The organism is Clostridium thailandense (assembly GCF_019207025.1).
GTDB classification, from domain to species: Bacteria; Bacillota; Clostridia; order Clostridiales; family Clostridiaceae; genus Clostridium_AM; species Clostridium_AM thailandense.
In genome coordinates this window covers 14,553-40,061 of the sequence record NZ_JAEEGC010000100.1, presented here as the reverse complement: position 1 = coordinate 40,061, position 25,509 = coordinate 14,553, and the positions used below count along the sequence as shown (strand labels likewise).

28 protein-coding genes are annotated in these 25,509 nt (G+C 28.8%); 24 read left to right on the top strand and 4 right to left on the bottom strand.

Translation table 11 applies throughout. The features are described from left to right. Positions 1 to 1,127: 1,127 nt before the first annotated feature. The 12 genes from I6U48_RS18440 (at position 1,128) to I6U48_RS18385 (ending at position 9,538) form a co-directional block, all read left to right on the top strand. Positions 1,128 to 1,361 (top strand): P-loop nucleotide/nucleoside kinase family protein, encoded by a 234-nt coding sequence (locus I6U48_RS18440; RefSeq protein WP_218321942.1) that lies wholly within the window; start codon positions 1,128 to 1,130, stop codon positions 1,359 to 1,361. A 21-nt stretch (positions 1,362 to 1,382) separates the two neighbouring features. After that, positions 1,383 to 1,733 (top strand): cupin domain-containing protein, encoded by a 351-nt coding sequence (locus I6U48_RS18435; RefSeq protein ID WP_218321941.1) that lies wholly within the window; start codon positions 1,383 to 1,385, stop codon positions 1,731 to 1,733. 154 nt (positions 1,734 to 1,887) lie between these two features. Next, entirely contained in the window at positions 1,888 to 2,130 is a 243-nt protein-coding gene (locus tag I6U48_RS18430; protein WP_218321940.1) for a hypothetical protein, read from the top strand. Between the two features lie 89 nt (positions 2,131 to 2,219). Next, positions 2,220 to 2,486 carry a hypothetical protein gene (locus I6U48_RS18425; protein WP_218321939.1) on the top strand — a complete coding sequence of 89 codons (267 nt, stop codon included), beginning with the start codon at positions 2,220 to 2,222 and terminating at the stop codon, positions 2,484 to 2,486. Between the two features lie 558 nt (positions 2,487 to 3,044). Beyond that, positions 3,045 to 3,212 carry a hypothetical protein gene (locus tag I6U48_RS18420; protein WP_218321938.1) on the top strand — a complete coding sequence of 56 codons (168 nt, stop codon included), beginning with the start codon at positions 3,045 to 3,047 and terminating at the stop codon, positions 3,210 to 3,212. Positions 3,213 to 3,734: 522 nt separating this feature from the next. Next, a complete protein-coding gene (locus tag I6U48_RS18415; RefSeq protein WP_218321937.1) occupies positions 3,735 to 4,247 on the top strand; it encodes a hypothetical protein in 513 nt (170 codons plus the stop codon). 569 nt (positions 4,248 to 4,816) lie between these two features. Continuing rightward, positions 4,817 to 5,173 (top strand): hypothetical protein, encoded by a 357-nt coding sequence (locus tag I6U48_RS18410; protein ID WP_218321936.1) that lies wholly within the window; start codon positions 4,817 to 4,819, stop codon positions 5,171 to 5,173. 62 nt (positions 5,174 to 5,235) lie between these two features. Further along, positions 5,236 to 5,943, top strand: a complete 708-nt coding sequence (locus I6U48_RS18405) for a hypothetical protein (RefSeq protein ID WP_218321935.1) — start codon at positions 5,236 to 5,238, stop codon at positions 5,941 to 5,943. Positions 5,944 to 6,725: 782 nt separating this feature from the next. Further along, the gene (locus I6U48_RS18400; RefSeq protein ID WP_218321934.1) at positions 6,726 to 6,947 is read left to right on the top strand and encodes a hypothetical protein; all 222 of its coding nucleotides are present in this window, start codon (positions 6,726 to 6,728) and stop codon (positions 6,945 to 6,947) included. Between the two features lie 46 nt (positions 6,948 to 6,993). Continuing rightward, complete coding sequence (locus tag I6U48_RS18395) at positions 6,994 to 7,239, top strand: hypothetical protein (RefSeq protein WP_218321933.1); 246 nt, start codon at positions 6,994 to 6,996, stop codon at positions 7,237 to 7,239. A 14-nt stretch (positions 7,240 to 7,253) separates the two neighbouring features. After that, complete coding sequence (locus I6U48_RS18390; protein ID WP_218321932.1) at positions 7,254 to 8,282, top strand: DUF1835 domain-containing protein; 1,029 nt, start codon at positions 7,254 to 7,256, stop codon at positions 8,280 to 8,282. A gap of 224 nt (positions 8,283 to 8,506) precedes the next feature. Further along, on the top strand, positions 8,507 to 9,538 hold the full coding sequence (locus tag I6U48_RS18385) for a hypothetical protein (RefSeq protein WP_218321931.1): 1,032 nt from the start codon (positions 8,507 to 8,509) through the stop codon (positions 9,536 to 9,538). Positions 9,539 to 9,932: 394 nt separating this feature from the next. Here I6U48_RS18385 and I6U48_RS18380 read toward each other — a convergent pair whose 3' ends face one another. Beyond that, on the bottom strand, positions 9,933 to 10,583 hold the full coding sequence (locus I6U48_RS18380; RefSeq protein ID WP_218321930.1) for a Crp/Fnr family transcriptional regulator: 651 nt from the start codon (positions 10,581 to 10,583) through the stop codon (positions 9,933 to 9,935). Between the two features lie 110 nt (positions 10,584 to 10,693). On the opposite strand from I6U48_RS18380, the gene I6U48_RS18375 reads away from it, so the two are divergent. Continuing rightward, the gene (locus tag I6U48_RS18375; protein WP_246615436.1) at positions 10,694 to 10,849 is read left to right on the top strand and encodes a hypothetical protein; all 156 of its coding nucleotides are present in this window, start codon (positions 10,694 to 10,696) and stop codon (positions 10,847 to 10,849) included. A gap of 145 nt (positions 10,850 to 10,994) precedes the next feature. On the opposite strand, the gene I6U48_RS18370 is transcribed toward I6U48_RS18375, so the two are convergent. Continuing rightward, positions 10,995 to 12,971, bottom strand: a complete 1,977-nt coding sequence (locus I6U48_RS18370; protein WP_218321929.1) for a hypothetical protein — start codon at positions 12,969 to 12,971, stop codon at positions 10,995 to 10,997. 336 nt (positions 12,972 to 13,307) lie between these two features. Between I6U48_RS18370 and I6U48_RS18365 the strand changes: the two genes are divergently transcribed. After that, entirely contained in the window at positions 13,308 to 13,721 is a 414-nt protein-coding gene (locus I6U48_RS18365; protein WP_218321928.1) for an acyl-CoA thioesterase, read from the top strand. A 107-nt stretch (positions 13,722 to 13,828) separates the two neighbouring features. Here the strand turns inward: I6U48_RS18365 and I6U48_RS18360 are convergent, their stop codons facing one another. Then, positions 13,829 to 14,263, bottom strand: a complete 435-nt coding sequence (locus tag I6U48_RS18360) for a hypothetical protein (RefSeq protein ID WP_218321927.1) — start codon at positions 14,261 to 14,263, stop codon at positions 13,829 to 13,831. Positions 14,264 to 14,399: 136 nt separating this feature from the next. On the opposite strand from I6U48_RS18360, the gene I6U48_RS18355 reads away from it, so the two are divergent. After that, a complete protein-coding gene (locus tag I6U48_RS18355) occupies positions 14,400 to 15,317 on the top strand; it encodes a patatin-like phospholipase family protein (RefSeq protein ID WP_218321926.1) in 918 nt (305 codons plus the stop codon). A 31-nt stretch (positions 15,318 to 15,348) separates the two neighbouring features. Continuing rightward, positions 15,349 to 16,494: an iron-containing alcohol dehydrogenase gene (locus tag I6U48_RS18350; protein ID WP_218321925.1), complete on the top strand. Its 1,146-nt coding sequence runs from the start codon at positions 15,349 to 15,351 to the stop codon at positions 16,492 to 16,494. A gap of 85 nt (positions 16,495 to 16,579) precedes the next feature. Here I6U48_RS18350 and I6U48_RS18345 read toward each other — a convergent pair whose 3' ends face one another. Further along, a complete protein-coding gene (locus I6U48_RS18345; RefSeq protein ID WP_218321924.1) occupies positions 16,580 to 16,915 on the bottom strand; it encodes a HesB-like protein in 336 nt (111 codons plus the stop codon). Positions 16,916 to 17,380: 465 nt separating this feature from the next. Here I6U48_RS18345 and cysS point away from each other — a divergent pair, with 465 nt between their 5' ends. The 8 genes from cysS to I6U48_RS18305 all read left to right on the top strand — a co-directional run bounded on the left by cysS (position 17,381) and on the right by I6U48_RS18305 (position 25,433). Next, positions 17,381 to 18,796, top strand: coding sequence for a cysteine--tRNA ligase (gene cysS / locus I6U48_RS18340; protein ID WP_218321923.1), 1,416 nt, complete (start codon positions 17,381 to 17,383; stop codon positions 18,794 to 18,796). A 63-nt stretch (positions 18,797 to 18,859) separates the two neighbouring features. After that, positions 18,860 to 19,105 carry a hypothetical protein gene (locus tag I6U48_RS18335; RefSeq protein ID WP_218321922.1) on the top strand — a complete coding sequence of 82 codons (246 nt, stop codon included), beginning with the start codon at positions 18,860 to 18,862 and terminating at the stop codon, positions 19,103 to 19,105. A 117-nt stretch (positions 19,106 to 19,222) separates the two neighbouring features. Beyond that, on the top strand, positions 19,223 to 20,107 hold the full coding sequence (locus tag I6U48_RS18330) for a potassium channel family protein (RefSeq protein ID WP_218321921.1): 885 nt from the start codon (positions 19,223 to 19,225) through the stop codon (positions 20,105 to 20,107). A gap of 71 nt (positions 20,108 to 20,178) precedes the next feature. Then, positions 20,179 to 21,345, top strand: a complete 1,167-nt coding sequence (locus I6U48_RS18325) for an alanyl-tRNA editing protein (protein WP_218321920.1) — start codon at positions 20,179 to 20,181, stop codon at positions 21,343 to 21,345. A gap of 121 nt (positions 21,346 to 21,466) precedes the next feature. Next, complete coding sequence (locus I6U48_RS18320) at positions 21,467 to 22,057, top strand: molybdenum cofactor guanylyltransferase (protein WP_218321919.1); 591 nt, start codon at positions 21,467 to 21,469, stop codon at positions 22,055 to 22,057. 195 nt (positions 22,058 to 22,252) lie between these two features. After that, on the top strand, positions 22,253 to 22,504 hold the full coding sequence (locus I6U48_RS18315; RefSeq protein WP_218321918.1) for a (2Fe-2S) ferredoxin domain-containing protein: 252 nt from the start codon (positions 22,253 to 22,255) through the stop codon (positions 22,502 to 22,504). Then, positions 22,504 to 24,225 carry a [Fe-Fe] hydrogenase large subunit C-terminal domain-containing protein gene (locus tag I6U48_RS18310; protein ID WP_218321917.1) on the top strand — a complete coding sequence of 574 codons (1,722 nt, stop codon included), beginning with the start codon at positions 22,504 to 22,506 and terminating at the stop codon, positions 24,223 to 24,225. The genes I6U48_RS18315 and I6U48_RS18310 overlap by 1 nt, the downstream gene beginning before the upstream one ends. Positions 24,226 to 24,260: 35 nt before the next feature. Next, positions 24,261 to 25,433 (top strand): SpoIIE family protein phosphatase, encoded by a 1,173-nt coding sequence (locus tag I6U48_RS18305; RefSeq protein ID WP_218321916.1) that lies wholly within the window; start codon positions 24,261 to 24,263, stop codon positions 25,431 to 25,433. Positions 25,434 to 25,509: the final 76 nt, after the last annotated feature.

The window sequence follows — 25,509 nt, the reverse complement described above, 5'->3', positions numbered from 1 at the left end:
GGTTTGTGGTTCGAGTACATAATTGTAGTCACACGCTAAAACCTGACGATTCACTGTAGGGGTCGGAATTATGCACAAACCAAAAATCAAACAAAAAACCAAGAGCTGAGAGTAAAATCTCGGCTCTTTTTTCATGAAAATAATTATATAGTTGATTTTTCAAAAAATTTAATACTTTAAATATTTATCCACTTATTTGTTTTAATGCTATAATTATAATATATTTGTAATATATTGAAAATAAGACGAATGTGTATGATTAAAATAAATTAATGAAGGAAGTGCGAAATCTATAGTTATAAGAAATAAATATGCAAGTGAATTTGAAGAAAATTACTTTATATACAATAGGAATAGGATAAATACAGATTATTACCACTCATTATGATTATTATAACTGGAAGCCCTGGAGTTAAGCTGTTTCAATACATCTTTGGCAAAGAAACTATAGAATATATACCCCGTTTAGATGAGCTTATTTCCTATATAGGCATAACATTGGTATGTACAACCTTGACTCGTCGTTATATTTAGAAAGAATTTTTTCAGAAGAATTATTTTCTGTGCAATATACCAATATAGTAAAAATATAAAAATTTCTTATTTGCCAAGTATTGTTGGAGCATTAAATACTATACTTTTTATAATAGCTAACCAACTTAATATTATTATATACAAAGGTTTTAACACAGGCTTTGGTATCGAAAATTTTCCTCGTACTAAAAAAGAAAAGTATAGTTTAGTATAAATTTTGAGTGGCATAATAAAGAGCAAAATCAATTTGCAAAATAATATAGACATAATATTCTTATCTTGTGTTATAAGTGTAATTTTATGTGTAACATTTTTTACAGGAGGATTTATGAGAAATAATATATTGTTAAAGATAGTCATTGCTTTCCTATTAATTTCAGTTACAATTATGACTTTTGGGTGGTACGAGAAAAATTATATGTTAATGATTATAGGAATTTTATTTGGGGTTATTACTAACATAATAAACTTTATCAGATACTTTAAAAAGTGGAACAAGGATAAATAATAAATATAAATTTCTCAGCTATATGACTTATTGATAAAATAAGAAGAAATAAATTAAATGGGGGAAGTCTAATGGGGTAAATTTAATGATAATAGTTACAGGCACGTCTGCTACAGGTAAAACAATATTAAGTAGTAAATTAGCAAATAGATTTAACCTACCGTTGATAAATAAAGATGAGATTAAAGAATTACTTTTTGATTGTTTAGGCATTAAAGACGAGGAGTGGGCAGTACGATTAGGAGTAACAAGTTTTGAACTTTCATATCTACTGGAGAAATGTCTTATAAGTTCATATAGATGGATAATTGGAAAGTAAAATATATGAGGGGGAGCTACAATGAAGGAATTTCCAGAGTTTATGAAAAATCAAAAAAATCATATTAGTAGTAATCAACAGAATACAAAGGATGTTGATGGGTATTTTTTTGAAGGTGCAGATGGCAGTCAGATGGCTTTCTGGACATGCTATTCTGATAGAATTTCTAAAGAACATAAACATGAATTTGATGAATATATGGTTTGTGTCTATGGACAATATACTGTTACTATGAATGGAAAAGAATTTATTCTAAATGCAGGAGACGAACTCTTTATTCCTAAAGGAACAATACAAGGAGGCAAGTGTATTGCAGGAACAAGGACTATTCATATTTTTGGAGGAAAACGAATCCATAGAGAAAGAAAATAAAAATTACAGCAGAAGGATTTATGTAAGATAAGTGCATATATTTAAGATAAATTGATTTGAGAAACTATAGGTACTGTTAAGAAAAAAAGCAAATGAGAATTTTACCACAATCCTTATTTTTATAAAAAATCAATTTTGAAGAAGGTGGATTAATATGTACACAATATTATTGTCATTAATAATATTAGGGATTTTCATAGTGTGTGGAAGCATTATACTTGGTAGATACATTTTAGACAGTAATAAAAGTAATGAAATTGGTACATACCAAATGATTAAGATAGATGAAAAAAGTATAGTTATTTTGGACACAAGAACAGGGCAATACTGGAGGAAACCCATAGTAGAGAATTCTTCCGTTAAGACTATTAGTAATGAAACAGATAATTACAGATAATTCTTATCCTGTGCTAGAAGTGTAAATTAGGATAATGAAATTGCAGATAGAATGGTTACTTATTATTAATGTGGGAGAGTAGTTTAATTATGAAGAAAATTTTTGGCTATTTTTTATTAGTTATAATTTCTATGATACTTTTATCTTGTAATACATTGCACTCACAATCTACAAAAGCAAATCTATATGGTGGTCAAGAGTTAAAAATTGGAATTATTGGTGAGATACCTAAAGTGAGAGAAAAACAAATAAAATTTATAAGGATACAATTTTCTGATTTAGAAAAGGATGGGTTTGATTCTCAATATAATGCAATTTTTATTACTAAAAATAGCTTATCAAGAGCATCAAAATAATATGAATTATTTTAATTTAAAACAATCGTGTGAAGGAAAAGTATATGAAAAACAGTTATTGGAGGGATTAGTTATGCGTAAAAAAGAACATAAAAATATAGATGACTTGCTTTTATTTCTAAGTCTAATTCTATTGTTTACAAATTTTTTTTATTAAACCTAATGTAAAAACATTTTCTGGCATTGTTGAACTATTAGGCTTGATTATAATGCTTATTGGAATATTAGCCTTTTTTATTCAAGGTAGAGAAATAACTAAAAGATAGTTTGTCTCCAGACTTTTAAATGGTTAAAATCATCGGTACAAACTTTTTAGTTACATCAAATTTTCATTAATGAGCTAACACTATCTTCATAAGCTTATATAAAAATTCATGGTAACGGATTAAAAATCTATAAAGGGATGATTCGATATATTTGGATGCAATCTATATGAAAGATTTAGATAGATTGCTTATGGATTTAGCTAAAAACGATGTGTCAATTAAAAAAAGTTAGTATAAATACAATAGCTTATTTATGATGATATGACTGCTAATGCAGAAAGGAGAAGATTAAATGGAAATTAATTATGCTACTGGTATTGCTACGATTATTAATCTAATAATCGTTTTAGTCTTATTAAGTTGTGGGATTTATGGATTCGTGTTATTTGTAAAACTTGCTAAAAGAGGGATTAGAGCACTAGATATTTACATAAGTGAAAAGACCAATAATAAATTATAGTTATATGTTTTCTATAAACTGTACCCAAATAGCAATATATAGTGGACAATCATGAAAGATATAAATAAAGTTTTAAGCAATATAATTAAGATAGAGATTAAAAAAATATTGTATTCATTTAAAGTTTCTTAATAAAGATTTAAGGGTGGTGAACAGAATTAAAGCTTTAAGAAGGACTGTGATAATAATTTGATTTCTTATACTTATTGTAATTAGTTTTATGAGTATTCCAAGTAGCAAATATTATAAATAAGACCTCAAGGGACTTGTTAATGCAAAAAGGCACAGGTATTTGAAGTTGGAAAGGTAATGAAAATAGGCAAGGATAGTCATTTCCAGTAGAGGTTATCAAGATATTTGATGATAAGGGAAAGTAATATTTATTTTTCACTTTTTTTATGTTTTAAATTAAAAGCTTTAGTAATAATATTGTTTTAAGTTGTGGAATAATATGGTATGATTATTGCATAAATGTTAAATTTATATCTGTAATTAATAATAAAACTTATTGAGGTATGTAAAATGAAGGATTTAAAAATAAATACTAAAGCAATCTTAGTAGTGGCTTTGATTATGATTGTTGAATGGTACGGATTAAAACAATATTATAAAAATTATTACAAGTACACACCAGGAAGTGTACCTAAGCTTGGAATTATGTATGAAAACAAAGAAATAGTTTTGAAAAATGCAGATTATAATTGGTTTGACAAAAATTCAGGAGGAAACAGTAATATTTTTGGAGATCCAGTTGAAACATTAAAATATTATAAACCAGTAGATGTTAAGAGTGAAGGCTCACTTCAATATGTCTTTACAACAAATAAACCGCCAAAGATTATTCTGATAACTATATATAAGAATGTTGATTCACAATGGAAACCAGAAGGCGAACATGTTGTATTTTACAGTGATGTAAAAGAAGGCAGAAGAATTCAACTACCAAAAGAAAAAGGAATTTACATTTATAAAATAGAAGGGATATGGGATGATACTCACACAACATCAAACATTTTTAAAATAAATGTTAACTAAGTCAAAAGTAATTGTAATAAGAATTACCTGATTTTTTCCTTTTCAATCATAAATTTCACAGGGAAGACCTTATACAATATATTCTTCCCAGACATTTGACATTATTATGAGTTTTGATGCAGGAGAGGAATTCTGTGTTTTACCATCTGTAACTGTACGGTTTTATGCTATTCGTAATAATAACACTTTAATTCCTCATGATAAATTATCTTTAGAAGAATTTAGTTAATCGTTTTTTACAGATAGTTTTGGTGAATGTTTAAGAGCTAAAGAAACTAAAAATAATTTATTATCGAAGGATCAGGTAAAAAAGCAATTAATATCTAATGAAATTATAGAGATTATTTATAATCAGCTACCTAAAGAACAAAAAGAAGATATAGACTCTGACTTAAAAGAAGCAAAGATTAGTAAAATTATTTTAAGGTATAGTATGGGAGAAGGCACTTATTTTAAATTCTATATCAGAAAAGAGGTTTATGACATAGAGTTTAAAAGAAAAGCTGAAAATGTACAACCTGATAATAAAATTGTATTTGCATTATAATAACAGGGGTGATTTAGTATAGATGAAATCAAATACGCTTGATTTTATTGTTACATTCATATTTTTAGGTTTACTATTATTTGTCTATAAGGTTGATAATTTTAAATTAACTATAACATTTGTAGTTTTTGCTGTATGCTATGACATATTTGTAATTAGAACTAAAGAAAAATATAAAACTAAATGGTTTATGGTTATAATTGATATTATTTTAATGGTGATTATATTTATATCCGTATATCTTTACATTCATCCAGCAGATGTATCAAATAATTCAGAGTTTCTTAAAAGAAGTTCTATTGAAGATAAAATTAAGATAATATCAGCTATTGTTATTTTATTAAATTTAGCACTTGAAATGGATAAATTTAAAAATTGAGGGAATTTATTTTCGTATTTTTATGTAGAAAATAAGGCATTGAAAGTCAGGGGGATATTAAATTGGATATGAAAGTAAAGAAAGTAAAAGGGACGTTTTTCTTAATATTAGCTACATTTGGGTTATTATTTTCTATTGAGATTCCTAATTCAGTGGCACTGGGAGATATAATTTTAAGAATGGTAGGATTGAAGGTTTGGTCAAATGAAACGCAAGGGTTTCACTATACAGTTATTTACTCTTTTGTTATGGTCATAATAGGATATAAAGGTGTAACTCATTACTTAAATGGCATTTATCCTAAATTTATTAGATTATTGCCAATAATTTTGGTGGTGCTTGTAATATTATTTCCATCAATAAATTCTACTATCATTAAAACTGTAAAAACTTTTTCAAAGGGAATTAATGCAGTTGACTATAATAGAAAGACAAGTAGTTGTGACTATAAAACAGATTCTTATGGTGATGTTGTGTTAAGTGGAAATTTGCAATTTCAAAATTTTAGCGATGAAGATGTGAAATTTTATATTAAGTTAATTCCAGATAGTTTTTTTGCAGATGAAATTAGTAGTAAAGAGCCTATTATTGCTACAAATTCTTATAGTAATTCTCCTAATGAATTCATTTTACACTCTAAATCTGTACAAAATTTTCAAGTCTATTTTAAAACTTCTTCTAAAAATGGTTTGGCACGGCAGGGGAATATGCAGAATTTAAATATAATTATTTTTAATAAAGATAAAGAGAAACAATTTATTAAGAATTAATCTTCAAAAGCATGTCTTAGGTGTGATTTTAGGCAAAGTAAAAGGGATTTTATTATGTTTAACATTTTATTTTATTCAGTAGTTTTTTTATAAGATATGTTCAAAGCGTAAGTTTATAGGTGTATTATAAGGACAAAGAAAAAACAGAATTATTATTGAACAAATAATATACTAGACTACATTTATAAGTGTATTTAAAGTTTTTTAATAAAGATTTAAGGGCGGTGAACAGAATCAAGGCATTAAAGAAGGACAGTGATAGTAATTTGTTTGCTTATATTTATTGTAAGCGGTTTTATGAGTATTCCAAGTAGTAAATATTATGAACAAGACATTAAGGAACTTGTTAATGCAAAAAAGGCACAGGTAATTGAAGTTGGAAAAGGGATGAAGATAGACACTGTAAAAAAGGTATAATTAAATGGCATTCAGTTGACGTAGGTGGAACTCCAATAGATTATTCAAAACAAGTATCTTATAACTGGAGGAGTTCAAGCATTAAGGAGGAAAAAGTTATCTATGAAGAAAAGGTTATAGGTTTTTAAGTTAAAGTAGTAGAATTTGCTATTTAAAAATGCTGAAATTAATAAGAAAACAAACTAAAAAAATATCTTATGAAGGAATTAGAACATTAACTAAAATAAATAAATTTGTTATGGAAGATTCTTCTTTATTTTACAAACTCAATAAATGTTTAATAAAGGATATTATTCTAAATTGTGGGACAATGTAGTATGATTATTTCATAGAATGTTGCAAGGTTACAAGAGGAGGACGTATTTATGTTAGTATACAAACAAAACTGTATTATAGCAGATGGTAGACATATTAACATTGAAATCAACCGTGAAGAAATAAAAACAAGGGTAATGAAGAAATATGCAAATGAACTTTTAAAATCAGGACTGGTAAATAAAATTAAAATTTATATAATGATTAAACTAGAAATTCGCAAGGAAATTGCAAAGGTTGCACCAATTAAAGGACTTTATTTGAAAAGATAGATATATTAAGGATAACCGAAATAGAATCATTTCCATAGGAATTATTATGATTGCATTAGGATTGATACTCGGAGTATTATTATCCATGTATGGATATTATATTGAGTTTTGTAGAAATCATAAACTATTATTGGTTAAAATTGTAGTTTTTACAACTATTTCTGATATATTTTTTTATTTAAGTACATTGATTGAAAATGAATACTTTAGTGATATTTACGATGTCATTTATAGTTTTATTCTTATAAGGACTATACGACTTATAGTAAGAGAAAAGCAGAATATAAGATAATGATGGAGGTTATTATGAGTAAAATAATTCATATAGTTTTTTCTGAAAGTGCTGAGGGGTGTTTTAAGCAAGCAATCAGCAAAAAAATCATTAATGGAGACAAACTTATAGCACTTTATGATAATATTTCAAATGGGGCAATAAATAATTTGAAAGATGTTAAGAATAGATCAGTTTGGTGGAATGAACTAAATGAAGAAGAAGATTATTTTTACTACGATAAAAACGAACTTGAGGATAACTATAAGAAGTTTTATTCTAACATTTCTGAAATAAATAGTGAAGATGCTGTGTATCTTTGGTATGGACATTGCGATAGAGAAATTTGTGGTATGCTGTATACGCTTCATTTGTTAAAAGATAAAGAAGTAAATCTTTATGGTATTAATGTTTCTGATAAAATAATAGAAAATAACCAAGGTAGGGTGTTTACATATATTGCAAACTCTGCATCGGAAATTATAGTTGAAAGATTAGGGGAATATTTTAAACTAGCAAAGAAGATAGAAATAGGTGAACATGAAAGGTTATTAGATAATTGGAGAAAATTGACTAAAGAAAATTCTATATTGCGTAGTTACAAAAATGGAGAAATGTTAAGTGTGAGTGAGGAATATTTTGATAAAGAAATATTGAAATTTACTGATAAAGAATATAAAAAGTCAGCAAGAATTGTTGGCGATGTTCTTGGTAATACAGAGCCAAGAATTTCAGATGTCTATATATTTTGGAGAGTTAAACAACTTGTGAAATCAGACAAACTGGGCTATAAAGGTAAGTTTGGAGTTATGCGGGAGATGGAGATCTGTATAACTAATGAAGGATTAGAATACTTATGCAGTTTTCCAGAATATATGGAGTTCTGGAATCAGAGGAAAAGAGATAAAGAGAAAAAATTAGAATTTATTAATGAGATCAAAGATCAGGGAAAATTAGAAGAGCAAATAAGGATAGCTAAGAATTTATTAGATGTTCTGGAGGTAGAAACTATTGCGGAGAAAACAGGATTGACAATCGGACAGGTTAAAAATTTGAGGGGATGATAAATGAATAACAAATTATTGTGAGCAAAGAAAGTGAAAATAAATGCATAGTTAAATAAGAATTTTATCATAATCTTTATTTTTATAAAAAATCAATTTTGAAAAAGGTAGATTAATATGTTTAATAAGAGTTATTTAAACATTAAAATAGAAGATGCTAAAATTGTTCTGTGAATTCTTATAGTGAGTTAGTTACTATTTATCGTTAAGAGAGGAGATAAAATATGCTTTTAAAAGATTTAAAGAAAAATATGATTTTACCTAAAAAAGAAATTCTCATAAATAAAATAGTAAAGCTTAGGGGAAAAGAAATTCACATAATTTCTATAACTTTAGAAGAAAATCGGAATGTATTATGGGCCATATATAGATTGCCTTACTGTCTTAATGAAGAAAGAGATATAGAAGAAATACCAGAATATGCTTCAAATAGAGAGGAAATGATTAATAGTTTTAGTCAAGAACTGAATTCTTACTATATACATATATCTGAAATAATTATTCAAAAACAAAAAATGACCTTTTCATCTTCAAGGTCAAGCTATATGTATGGTATGGGGCATGAAGGATACATGCAATTGCAACATTTTGTTGAGATTGGAATGTCTACAATTAATTGGGATGAAGTTGATTTAGGTGAGATGGCTATAGTGGCTTATGTACAGAATCAAAATGAGGACTTCCCTTCAATAGATTTATCAGAAGAATTAGACATTACTTTAAAAGTAGATAGGGAATCTAAGCAGGTGTTAATAAATCAATCAATGTGTGTTGAATTTAGTGAAATGGAAAAAGGAAATAGGTTTTGTTTTTATGGCTCTTTTGAAAAGAGAACTCATTTTTTTTATATTGACAAAGTTGGGCATCATGACATTTGGGAAGAATCAAATCGCATATTTGAGAGCGAATGGGCAAAGTCCTTATCGCAAAATCAGATTGAGCAAATGAAAAAAGAACATACAGCTCATTTAGAAGAAATTTGTCCCAAAGGAATGAATTTGTTAATCCTTGAATATGAATCTGAAGATGACATACAACTTAATTTTTATTCCAAGGAATATTTAGATAAAAAACCAGTACATAGAACTTCTGCATTAGCTTTAGCGTTTTTTACAATAAATAAGGAACTCGGAATTAATGGATTTAAAAGACAAGTATCCGTGATTAAGCCAATTAAAAAAGATTTTAATGATAGCATTGATGTTGAATTGTTTTCATATTTTTTAGAAATACCAGAAGAGATAGTAAAAGTTTAAAGTCAATGCTACATAAAGAGATAAGGAGATAGTAGACCAAGGCAAAAGAAAGTATAAATGAAATATGGACTGGGAGAAACAACTGGTGCAAAAGATGGCAATATTGTAAAGTGACTGATATATGTAAGGAGGGCTAATTATTGAATATTATGAATTTTGTTAACAAAAATGGGATGACTGCTTAAGGTAGTCACTATGGTTATAGTCTTTCCACTGTTTTTCTTTAAAGGAATAAAGGAAATCAGAAGGGTAGTAGGAATTTTAATTTATTTAATATTTATTACTTTTGGGATGTTAGGTTTACTTATTGGAAGCTTTGGTGTAAATAAAGTTATTGATCAACAATACTCACCTGATAAAATGTATAATAAAATAAAGTCGATTTAAGTGTAAACTATGATTCTAATAATTTTAAAAGAGCATTTTGGTTTAATATTAGGATTTTTCTATACTTAGTGTAAATCCATTGATGCTTAGAAAATTTGTTTAAAATTCTGCTTACTGTAATTCTACTCACCCCTACAGCTTTACCAATATCTTCATGGGTACAATCAATAGAGAAATTCGTATATAGATTCTTATTTAATAGATATTGGGCAATTCTTTTTTCAGCAGATAAAAATGAAATATTGTCAATTTCATTCGATAGCATCCTAACTTTTTGAGATAGAAGTTCTATGAAATTTAATGCAAAAAGGGGTTCCTTTTGAAAATATATAATAATATCAGCTTTAGTAATAGTGATAATTTCTGAATCTGAAAAAGTTCTTGCTGATGACATTCTTGGAAAGCCATCGAAAAAAGAAGCTTCTCCAAAAATTTCTCCCTTTTTATAAATTGTTAAAATTTTTTCTAAACCGTCTAAAGAATTCACAAAAGCTTGAACTTTTCCTTCTTTTAAGTAATAAAAATTTTCAGCAATTTCTCCTTGGCGATAAATTATTTGGTTATTTTTAAACATCTGTGAAGGTTTTGTATTAAAAATTTCAAATAATTCAGCGGGCATACCTATTTTGTGACCTAAAAATAATTCCCACTTATTCAATAAAAAACACCTCCATGTTAGTAATTATTTTTTTGATTGTAGCATAGTTTACATTCTTAATCAAAGGTTTATGTAATAATATAGTAAAACAATTTATGGAGGCAGAAAAAATGAAATGGAATAGTGATTTATATGATAATAAACATTCTTTTGTATCAAAATTTGGTAAGGCTATGATTAATTTTGTAAATGTGAGCGAAAATCAAAAAATTTTGGATGTAGGATGTGGTACAGGAATACTAACATATGTAGATAAAGGTAGGTAACTATAATAATTTATGAAAGTAAAGGAAAATACCAGAGCTGAGAGTAGAATCTCAGCTCTATTTTTATAAATTATGCGACTCTGATATTAGGTAATACTAATTTTGAAAATGTAGATATTGTACATGAAACTTATTGATTTTAATCTTAATTTGAAGTTGACATTGGTGTAAGTTTACCAGCATCTTTCAATGTATATGTCTTACCATTAAGCCAATTATTGTTACTATTATTTGAATCGTAATAGATAGTAAATCCATTATCATTAATATTTGCTAATGTAGTATCAGCATCAGTAAGGCTAGTTATATAAGAATTTCCTGTAACGTTCCAAGTACTTGCACTATCAAGAGATACTGTTATTGATTTAGCAGTATTGGCTGAATTAATAGTACTCTTTAGTGATGAATTGTTCTTTAAGCTTAATGAAGCTGTACTAATATTGTCTAATTCAACATTTCCTGTAAGATTTTGAGAGTCAGCATTTAAAGTTACATTTGAACCATTAGATCCTGTTGTTCCCCATTGATCAGCGCCTGCTTTCAAAAGTATTCCTGAAGAAGTATTTAGGGTTGCATCTTTTAAATTAATTACTGCAGTAGTATTTGTAGAATAGAACATAGGGCCTTCATTTGCTGTAATTGATCCGCCTTCCATTGTAAAGGTTCCAGAACCAACCTCAGCGTCACCCGAAAAACTCTGATATATAAATACACCATAGTTCTTTTTACTTGTAAATGTACAATCTGTTGCTTTTACAGAATTCTCTCCTTCTATTGTTACAGCCTCTGATTTGTTAGTAGTAAATGTGCCATTTGACACTGTAATATCTCCTGTTGAATAAATGCCTGGAGACTTAGTTCCATTTGTAGTAACAACACCACCTGTAACATTTATCGTTCCACCGCCTCTATCAGTTGCAATAGCACCTGAAGCACCATCTCCAGAAGTAACTATATCTACATTATTTAGATTTAATACTCCAGCTTTAGTTGCATCTACACCATGAGATCCTGTGGCAGTACAATTAATTTTTATATTAGACAAATTAACTATAGATCCTTCACCACATGCAAAAACACCATTAGCACCTGCCCCGCTTGTATTTATGGTTGTATTTGAAAGTGTTATTTTACTTCCTGATTCCGCAAGTACAGCGGCATTAAGTCCGTAGAAACTGCTGTCATCCATTGAAGAAGTATCTCCAGATGTCGTTATTGTAGAATCTGATAAGGTATAAGTACCACTATCAGTAACTTTTACAGCAGATTGATCAGTACCAGAAGCAGTAATATTTTGATTTGATTGAGTTACAGTATTACCACTTTGTGAATATGTAGCAGTTCCAGTAGTAGTGCTTGTACCACTAGTACTACCACCATTAGGATTACCATTATCAGAAGGTTTTAAAGCATCTAATACAGCAGTTTCTTGAGCTTCTGTTATAGTTCCTGCAGTTACAAGAGTGTCAAGTTTTGTCTTTGCACTATTTTCAGAAGTTCCTGAAGGAGGGGTATCGCTGGTAGATCCACCTGTAGTATTAGTAGGTGGAGTGAAAAGATCTAAAGCTATAATTGAAGCTTCTTGGTCTTCTGTTATAGTTCCAGCAGTTACAAGACTATCAAGTTTTGTTTTTAAGTCATTTTCGGAATTTCCAGAAGGAGTAGTGTTAGTAGATCCACCTGTAGCAGTGCCTCCTGCAGTTGTAGTTATATTTCCGCTAGTGTCAACAGATACTTTATTTGTTGTCAGTGATTCTGTAGCTGCTGTTTCTGTAAATGACTTAAAATCAAAAGTTGTACCATTTGCTGCAGCATCAGCTGCAGCTGATGCTACAACGGAAAAATCTATATATGATTTTTGTGTATCATCATAGAAAGCTTTTATCGAACTTTTTCTCGATATAAAATCATTATATAATTTAGCACCAGTAGTATCACCTAATACAGCTGCAGCAGCAGATGTCTTTAAATCATCATAACTGTATTCATATATTTTAGAATCTGTATCAGTTACTACTATAGTTGTTGGTTTAGCAGATACTGGTGTAGATAAAGCAGCTGCTATTATTCCAGATGTTGCTATGGTTGATAAAATAGCAAGTGGTTTTTTAGAAATTTTCATTAAAATTACCTCCTAGATAATAGTATTTTAAATTTATTTTTATAATTTTTTAAAAGTAACATTGTAAATATTTATATGGAAAATATAATTTTGTTTTCCATATTTTTATTGTAAAAATTAAATGTTACAATTATGTTACAGCTAACTTATATTTCACTGAATTTTATGCTCTACTAAGATATCTACAACTGAAATTTCTATATTATTGATTAAAGGTTTAAGCTCCAACGATTACATCTTGAATTTTTTCTCTCATAATGGAACACTATGGACAAAATATATTATAATAGTAAAATATATACTATATGTAAATAACTTAAAAAGGTAGGTAAAAAAATGTATATAAGTGAAAGTAAATTAAAAGTAAGATATGTAGAAACAGACCAAATGGGAATAGTTCATCATTCAAATTATTATCCGTGGTTTGAAGTCGGCAGGAGCGACTTTATAATGGAATCAGGAATTACATATAGTCAAATGGAGGAAAAGGGAGTATTGCTACCTTTAGTAGAAAGTTACTGTAAATATAATGAAGGTGCTAAATATGAAGATGATATAATAGTGAAAACTTTTATAGAAAGTATATCTCCTGTTAAGGTTATTTTTAATTATGATATAATAAGAGAAAGAGATGGAAAGCTTTTAGCAAAGGGAAAAACCACACACGCTTTTGTAGATAAGAATTTTAAAATAGTAAATTTAAAGAAAAAGTATACTGACATTTGGGGTAGATTTTTAGAATTAAAGTAGGGACTTTATGTACTTGTCTAAACTTAGTTTTATAAATGTAATACAGTTATATTAGAAAAAATGACATGAAGATAGTTATATAGGGTTCAATTTAGAACCCTATATTATTAAAGATCTAAATCTCCTAAAGTGGGATTAATATCTTCTAGTCTGTGTGGTAAATCTAAATTTGGATCTTTCAAATTTCCACCTAAATCTTTTATAAGTGCTTTTGCTCTATCTGCATTACTTTCAGCTACATTCATAGTAAGTTTGTAATTAATATCGGTAATTTCTTCAAAACCACCCATACCACTTACCATTGGACTTGCGGCATTTAGAGGTCTTTTAGTAGGATCTTCTGTGTAAGGGCCAGTATTCAAAATCAATTGTGAAAGAGTTGGAGCATTCTCATTGCCTGGCAATACTGGTCTAGTACCACTGTTGAAATCTTCATAGTGGTCATTTATGTCTACTATTGCGTTGCTAAAGCCTTCGCTTTTTAGTTTTGCAGCAGCCTCATTAGCGTTTTTTATGCCTTCAAAATAAGCCTCAATTTGCATATATAACCCTCCTTTGTTGCATAGTTTATAGTAGTTTCTCACCTAGAAAAAATATTATTCTAAGATTATATAGTTTGAAAAAGCCTTGTTATTTATATGATGACAAAATCATATTTTATATTGAGGTGATAAAATTATGAAGGTTGATGCTGTTTTTGAAGGCGGAGGAATGAAATTTATAGGATTGGTTGGTGCAGCATGCTGCTTAGAGGAAAAGGGATATATGTGGAGGCAAGTAGCAGGTACTTCTTCAGGATCTATTGTTGCAGCAATGTTAGCAGCTGGATATAAAGCTTCAGAGTTAAAAGATATATTGATGAACACAGAATTTGAAAAATTTTTAGATGAGAGTAAAATAAAGATAGTAGCACCAATAAATAAATCTATAAACTTTTTTAAAGACAAAGGAATTTATTCAGGAGATAAACTGGAAGAGTTTGTTGCACAATTATTAGAGAAAAAAGGTAAAGTTAAATTTAAAGATGTAAGTGAAAATAAAAAATCAAAACTTAAAATTGTAGCCTCTGATATAACATTACAAAAGATGTTGATTTTGCCAGATGACATAATTCATTATGGCATTGATCCAATGGAATTAGAAATTGCAAAAGCTGTAAGAATGAGTATAAGTATACCTTTTTATTTTAAGCCAGTTAAGCTCTCATATAAAAATAAATGTAGTCTTATTGTAGATGGAGGAATTCTAAGTAAATTTCCAATATGGATTTTTGATGTGTATGGTATACCTAAATGTCCTACCTTTGGTTTCAAGTTAGTTAGCAATAACAAAAAAAATAATTCTACTGAAAAAACTAATTTTATATCCTATGCTCTTGATATAATTGATACAATGATAGAAAAAAATGAGGATATATACATTAGAGATAAAGATGCAGTGAGGACTATATTTATACCAACCTTAGGTGCACACACTACTCAATTTGATATGTCTCTAAAAATGAAGTCGGCATTATTTTATTCTGGATACAAAAGTGCGGAAAAATTCTTAAGTACATGGGATTTTGAACAATATATAAAAAGATACAGAAGCTAAACATAAATATAATCGTAAGGAGGAAGAAACTATGAAAAAACTAGCATTTGGAGGAAAAGCAATAGTAGAAGGGGAAGGAGCCTTAGAGTATTTAATTAATATAGATGCTAAACGTGTAATGATTATTACTGGTGGCCAATCTATGATTAAAAATGGAGTAATCGATAAAATAGAAAAAATATTTAATAAAAATGGTTGTGAAACATGTTTGATTTCTGGAATACAAAAAAATCCTGATACAGAGCAAGTAGCATCTGGGGTAGAAAAGATGAAAGAATTTAAACCTGATACTGTTGTAGCTGTCGGGGGAGGCTCACCAATGGATGCTTCAAAAACAATGATATTAATGTATGAAAATGAAAATATAAATTTTGATAATATACTTTCCGTAGAGCTACCTTCAGAAAGAAAAATAGTTAAATTTATTGCAATACCGTCTACATCAGGAACAGGAAGCGAAGTTACAAAGGCATCAGTAATAACCTTTAAAAAGGATAACATAAAGATTGGTATTAAAACTAATGCATTTATCCCTGACTTGGCTATTTTAGATCCTAATATAACTATGAGTATGCCAGATAATGTAGTTGCTGAAACTGGTATGGATGCAATAACTCATGCAGTAGAATGCTATATAAATAACAATTTAGATGATTTTACTGAATGTATTGCAAAGGGAGCAGTGGAAGGCCTATTCAAATACCTGCCAATTTCATATAAAAATAAAACACTAGAGGCTAGAGGAAAGGTTCACAATTATCAGTGTATTGCTGGCTTGGCTTTTGATAATGTTGGACTGGGTATGGCTCATGGAATATCACATGCTTTAGGTGGAAAGTTTAATATAGGACATGGTATTGCAAATGCAATCGTATTACCATATGTACTTAAATATAATTCAAAAGATGAACTAGTAAAAAGAAAATTAGAAACTCTTGCTAAGGTTATAGAAAGTGATGATTTTACTGAGTCTGTTAAGGAAATTGATGGGATACTAAATATACCTAGATGCTTAAAAGATGCTGGAATTTCAGAAGATGAATTTAAAAATAGTTTAGATATATTAGCTGAGAATTCGTTAAAAGGATCCACAAGAGTAAATCCAGTTAAAATTTCTAAAGACCAGATGGAAAAAATGCTTAACTGCATATATTATGGAAATGAAATAGATTTCTAGAATAAAATATAGGGTTCTAGAGCCGAAACTTAATGTATATCAACATGTAGTTAAGTATGGCACTTGAGCCCTATATGAAATCATCTTAACAGGAACATCCACCGCCGCAGCCAGCACATCCGCTACTTTCAGGTTGAATTTCAGTTTCTATTGAGAAACCTCCTTGACCATTCTCACTTCCAGAAATTAGAGTGAAACTTCCATATTGATTAACTAAATCCTTGTCTACAATAAAAATTATATCTTTTATTGATGAAACAGCATCATTTTCTTTTACTTCATCTAAAACGAGATTAAATGCTGGTCCGCTGCATCCCATGCCGGCTAAGTTAACCCTAATAACTTTAGCATCAATATTATTAGTTGTTAAAAGTTCCTTAAATTCCGCATAAGCTATTTCGCTCATATTAACAACTGCCATGTAAATCACCACCTTATTAAAATTGTTTTAAGAAATAAAAAGTATTAATTAATAAAAAAGCTTATTATCTAAATACTCCTATTTAGTTATAATAATATAAAGTTATATAAATTACAACCATATAGTCTTCTTAAAATGTTAATCTAACTTTAATTTTGTATATAAAACAGTGAGTTTTGAGTTAGAATTATAGTATATAGCAAAAATAGAACAAAATTGTTGCATTATTTTAAATTTGTGGTAATATTTATATAAGACTAGTGTTTAAGGAGGTATGCGAAATGTCTTATTGTTGCTGTAGATATTGTTTAACTGACATTTTGAGATCACATATATCCTGCGCACTAAATTTATATTTTTTATAAGTTAAATAGATTTTTATAGCCGCAGGTATATTTTTTATCCTGTGGTTTTTATTTGTTTTTAAGTCAGTATATTTTAATAGGCAGGAGGGTAAATATAAACATGGATTTTTTTGTATATGACAGCATGTCAAAGAATAAAGAAAAATTAGTAACAGTAGAACCAGGAAAAGTGGGCATGTACACATGTGGACCTACGGTTTATAATTATGCACATATCGGAAACCTAAGAACCTACGTATTTGAAGATGTCCTTAAAAAATCTTTAAGATATACAGGATATGATGTAAAACATGTAATGAACATTACGGACGTAGGACACTTACAATCAGATGCAGATGAAGGCGAAGATAAGATGGAGCTTGGTGCGAAAAGAGAAAACAAAACTGTATGGGAAATCGCCAAGTTTTATGAGGATGCTTTTTTCGAGGATTGTGAAAAGTTAAAGATTGAAAGACCAAATGTTGTGTGTAGAGCAACTGAGCACATACAAGATATGATCAATTTAATAAAAAAGCTTGAAGAAAAAGGCTATACATATATTTCCAACGGAAATGTGTATTATGAAATTGATAAATTTGAAGATTATACTAAGCTTGCTAATCTTAGCATAGAAGAATTAGAGGCTGGAAGTAGAGTAGAAGTAGACTCAAATAAGAAAAATCCTTTAGACTTTGTATTGTGGTTTACAAACTCAAAATTTAAAAATCAAATAATGCAGTGGGATTCTCCTTGGGGAAGAGGGTTTCCAGGGTGGCATATTGAGTGTTCGGCTATGTCAATTAAATACCTAGGAGAAAGAATTGACATTCACTGCGGAGGGATCGATCATATTCCTGTTCATCATACGAATGAAATAGCTCAATCAGAAGCTGCATTAGGACATAGATGGGTAAACTATTGGATGCACGGAGAATTTTTAGTACTTGATGGTGGAAAGATGTCAAAATCGAAAGGAGATTTTTTAACGCTTTCTAAAATTGAAGAAAATGGATTTGATGCACTAGATTACAGATACTTCTGCTTACAGTCTAGGTATAGAAAACAATTGATATTTAGTTATGAGGCTTTAAAAGATGCACAGAATTCTTATAGAAAATTAAAGAGTAAAATACTGTCAATTATCCATTCAACTAAGAAAGATGAAAGCTTAGTTGAAAGCAGAATTGAAGTATATAGGAATAAGTTTGCTGAACAAATTAGAGATGATTTGAATATGCCTAATGCTTTTACTGTATTATCTGAAGTTATAAAAAATAATGAATTATCAAATAAAGAAAAAAGTGTGTTAATAGAAGAATTTGATAAAGTTTTATCTTTGGAGTTAATGGAGGAGTTTAAAAAAGATGATATAGAAGTAGATGAAAAACTCATAGATAAGCTTTTAGAAGAAAGAAATCATGCTAGAAAAAATAAAAACTGGTCTAGAGCAGATGAAATTAGAGATGAATTAGAACACATGAACATAGAAATAATCGATTCAAAAGAAGGAACTAAGTGGAAAATAAAAAATAAATAATTTTAAAAAGAAAATGCTTCATTCTTGCATTTTCTTTTTTATTAATATTTGGAAGGTGATTGAATGAAATATAAAATTGGGCAAAAGATTAAATTTACGAATAGCTTTGTTATCGAACTTAACAATGGGAAAAAGGCTAAAATAGTAAAAGGTGATGAGGCCATGGTAGTTAGAAAGGTAGATAAAGGTAGTGGAGAAATTGTTTATACTACTGGAGAGGCCAAGGGGTTAAGTCAAATAATAGATATCGATGTGGATGAAAATATAGACTCGGATTATATATTGAAAAAAATAATGAATGAATTATAATGGAAAAACCTTGTGCTTAAAAACACAAGGTTTTTTGAATAATAAAGATTGTTAAGAATACTAGAGCTGCGTGTTTAATAGAATTAATTAAGAAAAATAAATAAAAGGTGAAAATTTATGAAACTAGTTAAATATCTATATAAAATGCGTAAGAAAAATCTTTTATTAATATTAGGAGGAATATATATTTTTACTTTGGTAACTTTTGGAGTAATATACTGGAAGGTGGCTAATGAATCGGCAGGGGAGTTTTTTATATTTCAAAATGATATTAATATGAACACAAAGGTGAATATTTTTAAGAAAAATCTAAAAATAAAAATATATAACAAAGATTTTAACAATATAATAAGTAGATTAATAACATTCGAAGAGTATAAACGGCCTTTAGTCAGGCTTAGAAGTGATAAGGATAAAAATATGTATTTTTTTGCTTTTGATAAACCTTTAGGTGAAAACTGGGCTGAATATTACTATTTATTATTCAATGGGCAGGGTATAACTCATATGAAAATAGAAAATGTAGAAGAGAGTAATGTAAATAACATGACCTCTACATACAAATTAAATGTATCATTATATAAAATATTGGATAAGAATAACAATGAAAATTATATGATATTTAGAAAAGAAGAAAGTAGAAAGCTTCAAAAAGTTCGATCAATAACAATATGGATAAAAGATTATCCAATAATTTATGAAGAACTATTTAAGGGAAAAGACCACCTTTATCCTACAAGTTTTTACTTTATGAAGATTATGGAAAATTCCGTATCCTTCTTAGATGATAGTCCTTTAGTACTAAAGTCCGTAGCAAATGGAAAATTTAAGTATCCTTTTTGGAATTTTTTGTATTTCAGTGCGGTAACTATTACAACTCTTGGATATGGAGACATTCTTCCTAACTCAACTATGGTCCGTGTCTTAGTAATGTTTGAGACTATATTCGGTGTAGTGATTATAGGAATGTTTGCATCATGTTTATTTTGGAATAACAAGTGATTATGTGGTAAAATAAATAGAAGTGTAAAAAAATAATTTATAACATTTGCACCGTGGAAGGAGTGTTTAATTTGACTGAAAAACTATTTTATAAAGATGCCTATTTAAAGGATTGTGAAGCTGAGGTTGTTGATATAATTAATGAAAATGGGAAAGTTTTAGTGGTTTTAGATAAAACAATATTTTATCCAGAAGGTGGAGGGCAGCCATCAGATATTGGTGAAATTGATGGAATTAAGGTAACCTATGTATCTGAAAAAGATGGAATAATTTATCATCAGATGGATGAAGTACCCAAAAGTAAAAAGGTGTTTTGTAAGATAGATTTTAATAGGCGATTCGATCATATGCAGCAACATGCAGGAGAACATCTGTTGTCAGGAGCCATTTTAAGATTATACGGAGGAAACAATAAGGGGTTTCATCTTGGAACTGATTATGTAACCGTAGATATTGACATAAATGAAATAAGTGAAGAAATGGTAGCTAAAATAGAAGAGGAAGTTAATAATTACATATATGCTAATGAACCTATCAAGACATTTATAGTTTCAAAGGAAGAATGTAAGAATTATCCGTTAAGAAAACAAATAAATGTTGATGAAGACATAAGAATCGTAGAAGTAAAGGATATGGATTGCTGTGCTTGTTGCGGTACTCATGTTTCTTATACCAGTGAAGTTGGAATAGTAAAAATAATAAAAAGTGAAAGATATAAGGGTATGACTAGAATTTATTGTAAATGTGGTAAGAGGGCATTTACAGATTTTGAAAATAAGCATAATGTAATAACAAAATTAAATAGGTATTTTTCTGTTGATGAGGATAATTTATTTGATAGGGTAATGACACAGTGCTCGGAACTTGATGCTTTAAAGAGAGAAATAGCTAAATTGAAAAGAGTATTTGCGGAAAATGAGGCAAAGCAGCTTGAAGCTGAAAACTCAAAGATAATTTTAAAAGAATATAATGATAAAAGTTTTGATGATGTACAATTAATAGCATCAGTAATAAATAATAAAGAACATGTATTAATTTTATCTTCTGCAGCTGATAAAAAAATAATTTTTATGAATGGAACATCATTAGATATAAATTGTGGGAAGATATTTAAAGAAAATATAAAAGAATTTAATGGAAAAGGAGGAGGAAATGCTCAAAGGGCTCAGGGAACCTTTGATACTGAGGAAGATTTAATGAGATTTTCTGAGTTTTTAGATTCATGTGTAAAAGGTTAAATATTTAGTTCAAAACATGGTATATATAGTCCTAAAGTTTATTTATTATATTTATAAGTAAATTTTAGGACTTTTATGGTATTATAAAACCAAAGTCTAAAAATAGAGGGGAGCAGTTAATGTGAAAAAAGTTGGTACAGCAGTTATTTTATGTGGTGGCAAGAGCAGTAGGATGGGATTTGATAAAAGTTTAATTGAGATAAAAGGTAAGTTACTTATAGAAATTGTTTGTGAAAAGTTAGAAAAAATATTTGATGAGATAATATTAGTAACAGAAAACAGAGAGAAATTCAAGCATTTGAAATATAAGGTTGTTGAAGATATAGAAAGAAATTATGGGCCAGCAGGGGGAATATATACAGGATTAAAATATTCAGAATCAAAATATGCATTTTTTTTGGCTTGTGATATGCCCAAAATTAATGTTAATTTCATAAGATATATAATGGAAGTTATAAAGGATGGGAATTATGATGGTTTAATGTGTAAGCATAACAATTGGATTGAGCCGCTTTATGCTTTCTATTCAAAAGATTTGATAAAGAATTTTCAAAATGGGATAAAAGAAAATAACCTTGTGCTTTATGATATAATTAAAAATTCTAATATAAAATATATAACAGAAGAAACTGTTCGAAAATATAGTGAAAATTTAGACATGTTTACAAATTTAAATTATATTAAAGATTTAGAAATATTGAAGGATATATAATAAACTTTTAAAAAATATATTTAAAAGTTTAGATTTTAATGAAAAAATTTGTAGTCTGTACTATAATTAATTTGTAGTCTGTACTATAATTAATATATATGATAAAAAATAAACAAGTAATGATAGGTTTATAGATTTGAGATTTTAACTAGAAAAAAGAGTTTATAAATTTTAAATTATTGGGAGTGATTATTTATGTTAACTATAAGTGTCTGTGTAGGAAGTGCTTGTCAAATTAAAGGTTCTTACGATGTAATCAATAGAATTCAAAGTTTAATTAAAGAATATAAAATAGAGGACAAGGTAAAATTGAAAGGTGCTTTTTGTTTAGGGCGCTGTACTCCAGAAGTTTCTGTATCTATTGAAGAAGAAAATAAAATTTATTCCGTTAGTACAGATAATGTAGATAGCTTCTTTAAAGAACATGTTTTAGGAGGTATTAATTAATGAAATACATGGACTTCTCTAAGGCGAATTGTAAAAATTGTTATAAGTGCCTCCGTTCTTGTCCTGTAAAAGCAATTAAATTTAAGGATGAACAAGCTGAGATTGTAGAAGATAGATGTATTGCATGTAGTCATTGTCTTGGTATTTGTCCTCAAGAAGCAAGACATATAGTAAGCGATTTGGAAAAAGTTAAGAATGCAATAACCTGTGGTAAAAAAGTTGTGGCAACTGTAGCACCATCTTTTGCTGGAGTATTTGATGTAAAACCAAATCAATTTGTAGGTATATTAAAGAAATTAGGATTTTTGTATGTAGAAGAAACTGCTGTGGGAGCGAAGATAGTTTCTAATATGTACAGTCAGTATATAGAGAATTGTGAAATAAATAACTATATTTCTACAGCATGTCCGTCGGTTAACTATATAATAGAAAAGTATTATCCTAACTTAATTAAATATATGATACCAATAGTATCACCTATGATAGCACACGGAAAAGTTATGAGAAAGGCATATGGTGAAGATAGTTTTATAGTATTTATTGGACCTTGTGTTGCAAAAAAAATTGAGTCACATGGTTTTTCGAACAAAGAAACAATAGATGCAGTTATAACTTTTGAAGAATTAAAGGACTGGGTAGATAATATAGGTATAGATATAAATGGCCTAGAAGATTATCAATTTGATAGCAGTTGCTTAAAAGGGGACAGGAATTATCCTCTTTTTGGAGGTATTACAGAGTGTATTCGGGAAGTATTAGGAAAAAAAGATTTAGAAGTAATATCCGTGACTGGTATAGAAGAATGTATTGAATTATTTAAAAGTATAGAAAAAGGAGAAGTAGTAAATGCTTTTATGGAGGTTAGCTCATGTAAAGGAAGCTGTATAGGTGGTCCGAGCATGGTTAATAGTGAAAAGGGATATTATAAGAGAGTACAGAGAGTAAAAAAATATATTAAATGCACGGAAGAAAGAAGTAAGGAAAGTGTTGAGGTAGATGATAAAATAGATTTCTCAAGAACATTTATTGATAAGAGCATTCCTAAAAATATTGCTAGTGAGGAACAAATAGCAAAAATAATGAAAGAGATGGGGAAATATAGTCCAGAAGATGAACTGAATTGTGGGGTATGTGGATATAACACTTGTAGAGAAAAGGCCCAAGCTGTATTTGAAGGCATGGCTGAGATTGGAATGTGTCTTCATTATATGAGAAACAGAGCTGAAAGCTTAAGAAATGTCATATTTGAAAATACACTTAATTGTAATATATTGTTAGATGGAGATATGAGAATTAAAGATATAAACCCGGCAGGAGAAGCTGCTTTTATGGTAAAATGTGAGAATGTTATAAATAAGCCTATATCAATATTAATTAATGATGATGATTTTAGATATGTAAAGGAGACTGGGAAAAGCATAATAAGTAAAAAGGTTTCTTATCCTAAGTATAATTTAGATTTTATTGAAACTGCAATATATCTTCCAAAACAGGATATAGTTATGGTAGCAATGGTAGATATAACTAAAGAAGAAAAGCATAAGCAGCAATTAATTGAACTTAAGGAAAATACTATAAATGCTGCACAACAAGTAATTGACAAGCAGATGAGAGTGGCACAAGAAATAGCTAGCCTTCTAGGGGAAACTACTGCAGAGACAAAAATAACCTTAACTAAGCTTAAAAAGATTGTTGAAGGTGAAAGTGATATTATATTGTAGCAATAATTTGTTTTTAAAAGGAGGTAAGAAACTTAATGGAATATTTTATAGATGTGGCTTACGGAACTCTAATAAAACATAAAGAAGAACTTCCAGGGGATATGGTAAATGTAATTAGGATGGACAAGTGTACTATTATTGTTATGGCTGATGGACTTGGGAGTGGTGTAAAGGCAAATATACTGGCTACGTTAACTTCGAAAATAGCAGGAACTATGCTTAAAGAGGGCGCAGATATATATGAAACCGTGGATACAATAGCAAATACATTACCTGTTTGTAAAGTGAGAAATATAGCTTATTCTACATTTACTTTAATTAAGATATATGATAATGGAGAGGCTTATATTGCAGAATATCACAATCCTCCTATATTTATGATGAGTAAAGGGGAAGCAGTACACATAGATAAAAAACATTTAAATATAAATGAAAGGAAAATTACAGAAAGTAATATAAAATTACAAGAGGAGGATATTTTAACAGTAGTAAGTGACGGTGTCATCCATGCTGGATTAGGTGATATATTGAACTTAGGATGGCAGTGGAAAGATGTTCAAAATTATCTAAAAAAGAAATCGAAAGAAAAGTTAAGTTCTCAAAGTTTTACTAAAGATTTATTGGGGGTTTGTTGGGATTTATATGATAAAAAACCAGGAGACGATGCTACAGTGGTCACTATAAAGTTAAGAAGACCATCCTATATAAATATTTTTATAGGACCGCCAAAAAACAAAGATGAAGATAGCTATGCTATGAAAAATTTTATGAAATGTACAGGCAAAAAGATTATATGTGGTGGAACAACAGCTAATATTGCAGAGAGAGAACTTAATAGAGAACTTAAAGTGAATTTAGATTTTTTAGATAAAGATATACCTCCAACAGCGGAAATGGAAGGCATAGATTTAATCACTGAAGGGGTCTTGACTTTAACTAAAGTCTTAGAAAAAATAAAGAAGTATATTGGGCCTTTTTCATTAGATTATGAAACTGTTAACTTTCATGGTAAAGATGGGGTTTCAACTTTAGGAAGAGTATTAATAGAAGAGTGTACTCATTTAAACCTTTGGGTAGGAAGAGCTGTGAATCCTGCACACCAAGATCCGAATTTTCCTTCGGATTTTAGTATTAAATTAAAGCTTATAGATGAATTGTGTAAGGTCATGGAGGAGCTTGGGAAAAAGGTTACGGTTACTTATCTTTAAAACAATTAGAAGAGGGTGTCTCAAAATAATTTTGAGACACCCTTTTGTTAAATAATCCTAATACTTCTTAGGGTTT